Below are 9,694 nucleotides of genomic sequence, written 5' to 3'. Positions count from 1 at the left end.
CCGCCCGTGGTCCCCGCGGGCGGGCCCGCCCCGGGGGGGGCCGCCCCTCCCGGCGTCTCCGTCGTGAGGGAGTGCCCCCGCGGTTCTCGGCGAGAGCCCCCGACCGGCCATCCCTCGTCCCGCAGCGTCCGGCCCCGAGCCGCCGGCAATCGCTGTGGCACCGCCTCCGGTGTTCTCGACCTGCAACAGCTCTTGCCGGATTCCCGCCAAACTACTTTTGGAAGCCGGGAACTGAATGATCGTCACCTGAGTGCCATCTGTCGACACGACGGGACCCGGCGCCGGAGGGACTTGGCGTCATGGATGGACTGGGAAGGGTTTTCCCGATGCTTCTCAACCAGGGAGCCGGCAAGTCCGACATCCTGATCTGGCCTGGCGCAGAACGTGACAGGGACAACATCGACGCCGTTGCTGTAACGCGAACCCACCCCCAACGCGTGCCTGGGTCGATGACAGTTCGAGAAAGGACCGACCCGTGGGGGACGCACCCGCGGACTTCCTGGAGTTCGCCCATGCCCGCAGCGACCAGCTCTACCGCACCGCGTGTCTGCTCACGGGAGACCGCCACCTCGCCGAGGACCTCGTACAGGAGACGCTGGCGAAGATGTTCCGTTCCTGGCGCCGGATCGACCGCGCGCAGTCGCCGGTCGCCTACGCGCACACCGTGCTGGTCCGCACCTTCACCTCATACCGTCGTCGGCGCAGCGCGCGGGAGCGACCGGTGGACCGGTTCCCGGACCGCGCGTCCGTCGACGCCGGCGACCCGGAGCTGCGGCTGACGCTGCTCGACGGGCTGGCGCAACTGGCACCGAAGGATCGGGCGGTGCTGGTCCTGCGGTACTGGGAGGACCGCCCGGTCGAGGAGACCGCGCAGATGCTGAGGCTGTCCGCGGGGGCTGTTCGCACCCGCAGCCTGCGGGCCCTACAGAAGCTGCGGCATGTCCTCGGCGACGAGTTGCTCGCCGACCTCGTCCAGGCCTGACCGAACGGAGCACACTCATGAACCCCGATCAGCGTCTGCACGACGCCCTGCACCACTCCTCCCAGCAGTTCGGGTCGCACAGCACGGACCTTGTGGCCCGTGCCACCGCCCACGGCCGGCGCCTGTGCCTGGTCCGCCGCGCGCAGATCGGCGTTGCGGCTTTCGTCGCCGCCGGCCTTTGCGTTGCGGGCAGCGTCGTCTTCTCCGGGCGCCCGACCTCCGCGCTGCCCTCCCCGGTCGGAACACCGACAGCCACCGCAACCCCGGCTCCGGCACCCACCCAGGCCCCTTCGGCGAGTCCGCCCCCCGGCGGTCCTCGGTCCGGAGCGATCTCCGCCCAGCTGGCCGCGTTCATGCCCCCCGGCAAGATCACCAGAACCAACAGCAATGGCACCTTCGTCGACGGCCGTATCACCAAGCCGAAGCCGGAGGGCGATGTCGGTGCCGGTGGCGGCTTCGTGTACGACGACGGACGGGGCGAAGCCCTGATCTGGGTGGATCTCGCGGACGACATGCCGTTGAACAACCTTGACTGGCAGGCGACCTCGCCCGAGCGCCGCGCCGAACGGTTCCCGGACGGCACGGCCGTGCTGGTCGACCGGGGCCAGTGGATCGGTGGCGTAACCCACTGGAAGGTAACCGTCCTGCGGCCGGACGGCCGCCAGATCGAGGTGGACGAGGTCAACACGAGCCGTATCGACCCCTCGGGAAAGACCGGCCCCACCCGCCCCGAACCACCGCTCACCATCGACCAGATGCGCGGCATCGCACTCAGCCCGCACTGGAATCGCTGAACCGGGGCCGTCCACGAAGGACGCCCCCGGCCCTGGTGAGGCTCTCTGAATCTGGCCACGGTGTGGTCGGGCAGGAGGTCGGCGACGGCCGTGCGGATGGCGCTGCGGCTGACGCCGTGGTCGGCGGAGAACGCGCCGTCGTGGATGGGCAGCGCGAGGCGGTCGTGGTGCAGGACGTCGAGCACGTCGAGGGATGTGGCCGGTGCCGCGGACGAGGCGGAACATCTCGGAGATGTGGACGGTGTCGCCCGGCCGCGCGTAGCCGAGGAGCGCGCGGAACTTCGGGCGCTGGAGAGGGTGGAGGCGGCTGGAGGTGCCGCCGTCCTCCTCGAAGACGACCGGGTCCTCGATCCCGGCTTCGTCCAGGACGAGGTTCTTCCGGGCGGTTGACTGCTGGTCGGTCGAGACCCGCTTGTAGACCAGGTTCGCCGTCGAAGGGCCCCTTCCACACGGAGGATCGGACCCTCTCTGTCGTCAAACCCTGTCATCGACCACCAACAGATCTGATGGGATTCGAGCCGCCGTGAACCCCCGGATTGCACGGGTTCATTGGACGCGGCACCTGCCTGTCGTCAAACGATCGTTTGACGACAGGCAGCGTGCGGCAGCCGGAGCAGCGGAAGGGCGTTGACCGCCCGGCACTGGTGCCGGGCGGTCGTTGCACTCCGGAGGGTCCGGTGTCCGGGCGGCCCTGGAAGACCTGAGACGGCTGCGGGAGGCCTGGAGTCGCCTGCTCGACGGCACTGTCACCGATGCCGACGAGATCGCCCACGGTCATCTCGGCCCTTCAGCGCATCGAGACCCAGCTCTCCCGGAACTCGGACGGTGCCGGCAAGCTCCGGTAGCCAACACGGCCGTCCCCGCGGCCGGCCGTGGCTTGTATCTCAGTACGAAGATTGACACAGTCAACCCCGTTCTGGGCGTCCCGTGAAGACATGGCCGGGTGGGTGCGCCGCTGCGCGTTCCGCCACTGTGGCCAGGGCGGCGGAAACCAGGGTGCCGAGCAGACCGGGCCCCGTGTGGCTGGTCGGCACGACAAGCTCAGCGGAAGTCGTCGGCATGGTCGACGGCCCACTGGGCGTAGGTGTGTGCCGGAACGCCGGTGATCTTTTCGGCGATGACGGAGGTCACGGCCACGACGCCGTCGGCGGCGGCCCACTGACTCACGATCGCCTCGGCCACGACCGGATGCATCGTTCTGGCGACTTCCGCGCGAGCCTGCTCGGCGGAGATGTGTTCAACCCGGATATGACGGCCGATGGCCTCGCCGATGTGCTCGACCTGGCGTTGCAGGGTCAGGGACTCGGCCCCGTAGATGGTGTAGGCCTGGTGCGAGTGGCCCGGTTCGGTCAGGGCGGTCACCGCCAGCGCCGCGATGTCCTTCTCGTGCACCGGTGCCGACTGTGCGAGCGGATAGGGAAGGCGGACGACGTTGTCAGTGCGGATCGATTCGGCCCACCAGGTGCGGGTGTTGGCCGCGAATGTCCCCGGCCTGAGGAACGTCCAGTCCATGCCGGACCGTTGGACGGCCTGCTCGATCGTGCGGTTCAGGCGGGCGACCGGGTGGTCGGCGTCGGGGTCCGGGACGACGGACACCGACGAGAGCAGAACCACCTGCCGGATCCCCGCGGCTGCGGCCGCCGCAGCGACCTTCTCGATGTCGTAGGGCTTCTGGGGGTCGAGCATTCCGTACAGGAACACCTTGTCGGCACCGTCGAGCGCTGCGGGCAGCGTCTCGGGACGCTCCAGGTCGGCGACGACTGCTTCGCACCCGGGCGTCAAGCCCGCGGCTGGGGTCCTGCTGACTGCTCTGACCTGCTCACCGGCGACCAGCAGGCCATCGACCACATGACGACCGACGTTACCGCGAGCGCCGAAGACAACTGCCACCATGATGGAACCTCCTGCTTGTTGTGGACATGAATTGCCGCATTGGCGCGGGTCGTGCGAGATGTGTCGCTGCCACGCGGGTGGCGGACCGGCGCCGGCGGGCCTGGTTGTTGGCGATGGTGTGGGGAACACGTCGGGAGCCGGAGCGCGTCGACCGCGGGATGTGCGGGTACGGGATGTCGCTGCGGCGAGACGGTCGGTCGCGAGTGACGTGGGCGAGGGTTTTCCGCTGCCGGCGTGAGCGCCGGCAGCGGGTCCGCCCCGATCGTCGGTCGCCGATCAGGGCTGGATGTTCTCCAGGTCCTCCAGAAGGCTGGCGTGCTTCGGCTCCCAGCCGAGCGCCTGCCGGGTGCGGGTGCTGGACGAGGGCTGGTCGGCCTTGAAGATCGGGCCGAGCGGGCCGTAGGTCTCCTCCGGCACCGACTCGACCGGCAGGCCCAGCCGTCGGCCGATGACGGCCGCGATGTCCCGTACCTTGTCCCCCTCGTCGGCCACGGCGTGCCAGACGGTACCGGCCTCCGCCTGCTCCAGGGCGAGCCGGAAGAGAACGGCCGCGTCGAGCGCGTGGACGGCGGGCCAGCGCTGCGTGCCGTCGCCGGGGTAGCCGGAGATCCTGCTCTGGCGTGCGATGTTGGTCAGCAGACCGGCGAACCCGCCCGTGCCCTCGTTGTGAACCGTGCGCGGCATGCGTACGGACGTGCTCCGGACCCCGCGCGAGGCCAGGCCCAGGACTGCCGTGACCGTGCGACCGCGGCCGCCGACCGGCCCGTCGGTCGGCACCGGGTCGGCCTCGGTGGAGGCACGGCCCGGCACCCAGGGCGTACCCGAGACGGTGACCAAGGGGCGGTCGCTGCCGACGAGCTCCTCGCCGAGGGTGGTGAGGGCGGCGGTCTCCTCGGCGACGTTCTGGGCGAGGGCCTCGGGGCTGCTGAAGTCGTTGCCGAAGGCCAGGTGGATCACCCCGTCGGCCTGGGCGGCGCCGGAGCGCAGGACGTCCAGATCGGCGAGGCCTCCCCGCAGCGGCTCGGCGCCGGCTGCCTCGGCGGCCTGTGCGGAGGCGTCGGAGCGGGCGAGCGCAAGGACGGTGTGGCCGTTGCCGAGGAGTTCGGCGACGACGGCGGAACCGATCAGACCGGTGCCGCCGGTGACAAAGACGCGCATGGAAGCCCTCCCGGAAGTGATGGGACTCTTGTCCCGTCACTCACTCTAGCAGGGTGATGGGACAAGAGTCCCATCGCATATGCTGTACCCATGGGTAGATGGGAACCAGGTGCGCGTGAACGCCTCGTCGTGGCTGCGGTCGACCTGTTCACGGAGCAGGGGTATGACGCCACGACGGTCGCGCAGATCGCCGAGCGTGCCGGGGTCACCAAGAGCACCTTCTTCCGGCACTTCCCCGACAAGCGCGAGCTGCTGGTCGCCGGGCAGGAGACGCTGAGCCGGCTGCTGACCGAGGGGATCGCCGACGCGCCCGGTAACGCCAGCCCGCTTGAGGCAGTCGCCGCCGGTCTCGAGCGCGCCTCGACCGCGATGGGCCCCAGGAGTCGCGAGCTCGCCCCCCGTCTGAAGGCGGCCGTCGCCGCCAGCGCCGAGCTTCAAGAGCGTGACACCCTCAAGACCGTCAGTCTCGCAGCCGCGATGACAACCGCTCTGGTCGCCCGCGGCGTACCCGATCCGACCGCGGCTCTCGCGGGCGAGCTGGGCGTCCTCGCTTTCAAACGGGGGTACGCCGAATGGGCCGAGGACGACCGTGGCGCCGAGGACGAGCTCGCCGGGTACACCCTGGCGGCCCTGGACGAACTGCGTGCGGCGAGCGCATCGCTGGGCTGACCGGACGAGCACCGTCCAGCGCCGGTGCGGTGGACGAGAAGCAGACCTCACAGCTCTTCGAGCTCGCCGGCCTGATCCTGGCTGTGGGCCGCCATGTCCAGGCGTCCAAGGAGGCCGCAGCCCAGTCCGGAACGCCTCGGCAAGGAGCCGTGATGCGTTTCATCGGCCGGCACCAGGGCGCTACGGGGCCTACGAAGGCCGTGTACAGGGACGCCCCGCGACCGCACCGTGACCATGGAGGTGCGCAGGTCGTTGGTGGTGCCGAGACCCCCTGGTACCGCGCGCTGAGACATGAGAGGGGTCTTTGGCCGGGCGTTGCTCCCTCGTTGCAGGCGGAGGACGTCCGGGCGACGACATCGGTGGCGGGCCTGGGAACTTCAGAAGTCGACCCGAAGGCCGGGCCCGTCGTTGGTGGAGGGCGAAACCGGCGGCCTGCGGAAACGGGGCTCCGAAGCGATGGGACTCGGGGCGGCGGTGACCGGGCGGCGGTGCTGGCCACTGACTGGAGATCGCCACTGATCCGGCGGCCGTCGCCGACGCCCTGGTGATCACGGACTGGATTGCTCAAGAGATCGGATTCGATCTCACTCCCGAACTGCGGGAGGTGTTCGGGTGGGCCGATCGCCAGGCGTTGGAGGAACTGGCACGAACCGACGGCGGACAGGCGGCATGCGCCGCGTAGCGAGTCCTGGACGGGGGTTCTTTCGCCGCCTGAGACACTGCCGGCGGTGGATGCGGTGATCACGCTGGTGTGCGTGAACACCGCATCCGTCTCGATCGGGATGGCTCTCCGATTCGAGGTTGCTCTTCAGCGCTCGGCACCTTCGGCTTCGGTGCCCCGGAAACGGTAGGACTCGGTGCCGGTCTGGATGAGCGTGCAGCGGAAAGTGATCCGGTCGGCGATGACGGCGCAGAGCCTGGGGTCACCGAACGTCTTGTCCCACTCCGCGAATGGCGAGTTCCCGGCGACCGTGAATTCGCGTGGCCTCCGCTCGGGGCGGCGGTCGGGCCGCTTCGAGGCACGCTGGCCTCCGGACACCCTCCGGAGCGAAGGGATGGCCGCCCGGGGAATTACGGTGACCGTCCACAGGAAGGGACTCTCGGTGCTGCCGGCCAGCCGCCCGGCCGACAGCACATCGCAGGAGAACGTGCGTCGGTGACTACCGTGCCAGTGGCGGAACGGCTCTGATCGACCGTGTGAGAACTCTCCGGACTGCGGTGACCTCGTCCTCCAGCTCGACAGTCCGGCGTTCGAGCCTGCCGGCCCGCTCGGCCTGCTCGGCAAGCTCGGCGGCCAGGAGCGCGTTATGGCTCTCCAGCTCCCGGATGCGGCGCGGGACTTCGCCGTGCTGGACGTCGAACCGCATCGAGGTCGGCGCGGCCCAGCCGGACTACATCCGACACAGACTGGGCCGCTGAGCACTACTGCTCAGTCGGTTTCCGGTTGATCTCGATGACAGGCAGCAGGGTGGCCTGTGGAGGATGCCGATCTGCCGGAGAGTCGGCCCGGCCGGCGCGGGGACGTCGGTGAGTCGCTTCAGTAGCTGGTCGAGGGCGGCTTGTCCGTCGTCGACAACGGCGCACTCGGTGCGCTGCAGCACGCCCTTGGGCGGCAGCCAGCCCACCAGGTCGGACACCGGCGTGCTGCAGCGCTACTGCGCCCTGCCGCGCCCCACCCGGGCTCAGCGCGCCTCGATTGCCCAGAGGAGGCGGCGTCAAGCACCGTCTCAGTGGCGCCCTGCCTTGCTACCGTGAACGGGGACGGACAACCGGGAGCCAGATGACCAGCTTCCACGTCAAACCGGCGGACATGATCCTCTCCTCCGCCGGGTTCACCGATCTGCACAACACGGCCGCGCAGCTCTACCTCTGATCTTGGCCAGTGCTCCGGCGTTTACGCCGGAGGTGAAGGCCATCCCTGGCCCGGAGGCGCGGAGCGCCGGAGTTCTCTGCGCCTGCGGGGCGAGGGTCAGACGGTCGGGCGTTGCTGACTCTCGATGTATTGGCGTACGACGGTGAGTGGCGCGCCACCGCACGATCCGGCGAAGTAGGAGCCGGACCGGAAGCGGCCGCCCCACAGGTAGCGGCGGACGTGGCTGTCGTACTCCTGTCGGAGCCTTCGGGAACTGACGCCTTTGAGGCTGTTGGCCGGCTTGGAGAGCTGGACCTTGGGCGGGTAGTGCACCAGCAGGCGTACGTGATCCTGCTCGCCGTTGAACTGCTTCAACTCGGCTTCGAAGTCCGTACACACGTCCTGCATGATCTCCTCGCAGCGGGTCAGCATGGCGTCCGTGAAGGCCCTGCGCCGGTACTTGGTGACGAAAACCAAGTGGACGTGCAGGTGGTGGACGACGTGACGGCCGGTGCGCACGTCTGGGTTCGGGTTCCAGCGTGGTGACATGAACCAGGATGCTACGGTGAGCATCGTGCAGCTTCGGTACGCCTTCCGCGTGTACCCGAGCGTCAGTCAGCGCGCTTGCCTGGCAAGGTCGTTCGGGTGTGCCCGGGTGGTCTTCAACGACGCGCTCCGTATCCGTGAGGACGCCCGCGCCGCCGGGCTGCCGTTCGTCACCTCCGCCGAGCTGTCCAGGCGGCTGACGGCCTCGAAGAAGACCCCCGAGCGTGCCTGGCTCGGTGAGGTGTCGTCGGTGATCCTGCAACAGTCGTTGCGGGACCTGGACACCGCATACCGGAACTTCTTCGACGGCATCAAGGGCAAGCGGCCGAAGACCGGACCTCCCCGGTTCAAGTCCCGCAGGGACAGCCGGCAGGCGATCCGCTTCACGGCCAATGCCGGGTGGAGGATCACCGGTGGCGGGAAGCTGCGTCTGCCGAAGATCGGCGACGTACGGGTGAAGTGGTCGCGCTCGCTGCCGTCGGTGCCGTCCACGGTGACCGTGGTCAAGGACGCCGCCGGGCGGTACTTCGCCTCCTTCGTGGTCGAGACCGACCCGGCCGCCGACCTTGAACGGATGTCCGAGGCCGACGCAGTGGTCGGCATCGACCTGGGTCTGGCCCACTTCGCGGTGCTCTCGGACGGCCGGAAGGTCGACAGCCCGAAGTTCCTGCGCCGCGCGGAGAAGAAGTTGAAGCGCGCACAGCGGGCGTTGAGCCGAAAGGCGAAGGGGTCGAAGAACCGGGACAAGGCCCGGGTCAGGGTCGCTCGTGCTCATGGCCGGGTGGCCGATGCGCGGCGCGAGTTCCATCACCGGCTCTCCACCGAGTTGGTCCGCGAGAGCCAAGCGGTCGCGGTGGAGGACCTGGCGGTGAAGGGACTTGCCCGCACGCGCCTGGCCAAGTCCGTGCACGACGCCGGGTGGTCGGCGTTCGTGGCCATGTTGGAGTACAAGGCCGTGCGATACGGGCGTGCCTTCCACCGGATAGGCCGTTTCGAGCCGACCTCACAGGTGTGTTCGAACTGCGGCGCCGTGAGGTTGAGGACGGGGTTCACGGCGTGCTGATCTTGAAATGAGTGAGGGCCTTCTGGCTCGGTGTGGATTGCGACATCTACCCGGCGGCCAGAAAGGCCCTCATGCCACACCGTAACGCACCGCTGACCGAGACCGGACGCCTGCGCCTGGCCCTCGACCTGCTTGACGAACGTCCGCCGTCCGCAGGAAACGTCTTCGCACGTGAAGCCCTCAGCGGGAAGCCACAGGTAGGCACCGTGCGCGCGCCCGGACCAGCTTCCGCAGCCTGGGCACCGTGCACCGTCCGTCTGGCACCTGACACCAACTCGGATCACCTCGCCGTCGTCCTGTACCGACACCACACTGATCCCCGGATCCGACAGGAAGAGCAGCTCTTCCAGCCGGAGCAGTACCTCGCGCACAGCCCAGAACCATCAGCCCGCACGCGGTCGGCACCGTCAGTTTCCGGACGATCTCGCGAGACCACCAGCAAGACCTACAGTCACAGGGAGTAGCCACACCACAGAAGTTGGACCAGAACCCGTTGTCACCTACGCAGCCAACATCGACAACAACGTCTTCCGCGCCGTCAAGGCCGTGACGCCGGGCAGCTACACCTTCATCCTCCCTGCCACCAAGGAGGTTCCGCGCCGCCTGATGCACCCGAAGAAGAAGACGGTCGGCGTCCGGATCCCCGACCACGCCGTCACCCGGGTCCTGCTCGCCGAGCTCGGCGAGCCCCTGGTCTCCAGCACCCTGCTCCTCCCGGCGAGGAGGAGCCGATGACC

General features: G+C 69.0%; 9 protein-coding genes and 2 pseudogenes. 5 read left to right on the top strand and 6 right to left on the bottom strand.

Annotated features, from left to right (window positions below):
* Window positions 1–475 precede the first annotated feature (475 nt).
* Entirely contained in the window at window positions 476–982 is a 507-nt protein-coding gene (locus tag KS423_RS15645) for a SigE family RNA polymerase sigma factor (RefSeq protein WP_224279621.1), read from the top strand.
* A gap of 92 nt (window positions 983–1,074) precedes the next feature.
* The gene (locus KS423_RS15640; protein ID WP_224279619.1) at window positions 1,075–1,776 is read left to right on the top strand and encodes a hypothetical protein; all 702 of its coding nucleotides are present in this window, start codon (window positions 1,075–1,077) and stop codon (window positions 1,774–1,776) included.
* A gap of 255 nt (window positions 1,777–2,031) precedes the next feature.
* On the opposite strand, the pseudogene KS423_RS47370 reads toward KS423_RS15640, so the two are convergent.
* From KS423_RS47370 to KS423_RS15625, 3 genes and pseudogenes are all read right to left on the bottom strand, one after another.
* A pseudogene (locus KS423_RS47370) lies at window positions 2,032–2,142 on the bottom strand (recombinase family protein); the annotation flags it as partial.
* A gap of 675 nt (window positions 2,143–2,817) precedes the next feature.
* Complete coding sequence (locus KS423_RS15630) at window positions 2,818–3,669, bottom strand: NAD(P)H-binding protein (RefSeq protein ID WP_224279617.1); 852 nt, start codon at window positions 3,667–3,669, stop codon at window positions 2,818–2,820.
* A gap of 276 nt (window positions 3,670–3,945) precedes the next feature.
* Window positions 3,946–4,827, bottom strand: a complete 882-nt coding sequence (locus KS423_RS15625; protein WP_224279615.1) for an SDR family oxidoreductase — start codon at window positions 4,825–4,827, stop codon at window positions 3,946–3,948.
* 90 nt (window positions 4,828–4,917) lie between these two features.
* Here KS423_RS15625 and KS423_RS15620 point away from each other — a divergent pair, with 90 nt between their 5' ends.
* On the top strand, window positions 4,918–5,496 hold the full coding sequence (locus KS423_RS15620) for a TetR/AcrR family transcriptional regulator (protein WP_224279613.1): 579 nt from the start codon (window positions 4,918–4,920) through the stop codon (window positions 5,494–5,496).
* Between the two features lie 808 nt (window positions 5,497–6,304).
* Here the strand turns inward: KS423_RS15620 and KS423_RS15615 are convergent.
* The 3 genes from KS423_RS15615 to tnpA form a co-directional block, all read right to left on the bottom strand.
* Entirely contained in the window at window positions 6,305–6,535 is a 231-nt protein-coding gene (locus tag KS423_RS15615; protein ID WP_374119960.1) for an ATP-binding protein, read from the bottom strand.
* A gap of 121 nt (window positions 6,536–6,656) precedes the next feature.
* Complete coding sequence (locus KS423_RS15610; RefSeq protein WP_224279611.1) at window positions 6,657–6,863, bottom strand: hypothetical protein; 207 nt, start codon at window positions 6,861–6,863, stop codon at window positions 6,657–6,659.
* A gap of 602 nt (window positions 6,864–7,465) precedes the next feature.
* Complete coding sequence (gene tnpA, locus KS423_RS15605) at window positions 7,466–7,897, bottom strand: IS200/IS605 family transposase (protein ID WP_224279609.1); 432 nt, start codon at window positions 7,895–7,897, stop codon at window positions 7,466–7,468.
* A 25-nt stretch (window positions 7,898–7,922) separates the two neighbouring features.
* Here tnpA and KS423_RS15600 point away from each other — a divergent pair, with 25 nt between their 5' ends.
* Together KS423_RS15600 and KS423_RS15595 are read left to right on the top strand one after the other, a co-directional pair.
* On the top strand, window positions 7,923–8,957 hold the full coding sequence (locus tag KS423_RS15600) for an RNA-guided endonuclease TnpB family protein (protein ID WP_224279637.1): 1,035 nt from the start codon (window positions 7,923–7,925) through the stop codon (window positions 8,955–8,957).
* A gap of 513 nt (window positions 8,958–9,470) precedes the next feature.
* A pseudogene (locus tag KS423_RS15595) lies at window positions 9,471–9,694 on the top strand (Sua5/YciO/YrdC/YwlC family protein); the annotation flags it as partial.

The organism is Streptomyces sp. LS1784 (assembly GCF_020103755.1).
Classification (GTDB): Bacteria; Actinomycetota; Actinomycetes; order Streptomycetales; family Streptomycetaceae; genus Kitasatospora.
Note: the sequence above shows the minus strand (reverse complement) of the source record. Positions and strands in the feature narration are given on the sequence as shown.

Bases quoted from the DNA above. Each gene is read 5' to 3' on its own strand.
- KS423_RS15630 (WP_224279617.1), bottom strand. From the start codon at position 3,669: ATGGTGGCAGTTGTCTTCGGCGCTCGCGGTAACGTCGGTCGTCATGTG.
- KS423_RS15620 (WP_224279613.1), top strand. From the start codon at position 4,918: ATGGGTAGATGGGAACCAGGTGCGCGTGAACGCCTCGTCGTGGCTGCG.
- KS423_RS15610 (WP_224279611.1), bottom strand. From the start codon at position 6,863: ATGCGGTTCGACGTCCAGCACGGCGAAGTCCCGCGCCGCATCCGGGAG.
- tnpA (WP_224279609.1), bottom strand. From the start codon at position 7,897: ATGTCACCACGCTGGAACCCGAACCCAGACGTGCGCACCGGCCGTCAC.
- KS423_RS15625 (WP_224279615.1), bottom strand. From the start codon at position 4,827: ATGCGCGTCTTTGTCACCGGCGGCACCGGTCTGATCGGTTCCGCCGTC.